Raw genomic sequence first — 631 nt, forward strand, 5'->3', positions numbered from 1 at the left:
GCGATAACGAGAACAGCACCAAATACCGAACCAGAAACAAATGCACATAGAACGGTTTTGTTGTGTTTACTTTTCATCGATGGACTCCTATTTATCACCACCAGAACCGCACAAAGAATGAGCGCGGCTCAACTTCATTTCACTTGTCTGCGCTGGAGATCTGTTTTATCTCCAGTGCGATAAGTCGGAGTAGTAAACCAATATATGCAACCTTCGACCAGTCGAGCTTGGTCAAACTGAGATATTAGGCTCATATCGGAATGCAACGTACATCCTAATCAACATAAGAATAAAATTTCATCGCTTCCCTATTCCCCGCCCCCTAGTTTGTGGCTTAATAGCGAAACAATAATGACTTTTTTCTTTTTTGCTGCGGATACTTACATGGATTCTGTTTTACATCAGTTGCAATTCTCTTTGTCGATCACCGGCCCCATCTGCTTAGTGTTGGTGCTTGGCGTTATCTTTAAACGGTTTGGTCTCATCAACGATAACTTTATTGAAATAGGCTCTAAGCTGGTTTTTAAGGTCACGCTGCCAGCCATGTTGTTTGTCAGTATTGTGGCTTCTGAGCATGATTTTTCTGCCGCCAGTGGTTTCATCAACTACGGCGTAGTCGCGAGCATTCTGT

The 631-nt window shown here is 42.9% G+C and carries 1 pseudogene; it reads left to right on the forward strand.

The features are described from left to right. Positions 1-384: 384 nt before the first annotated feature. A pseudogene (locus tag R7093_RS26205) lies at positions 385-631 on the forward strand (AEC family transporter); the annotation flags it as partial.

This window comes from Vibrio sp. 1580 (assembly GCF_033340055.1).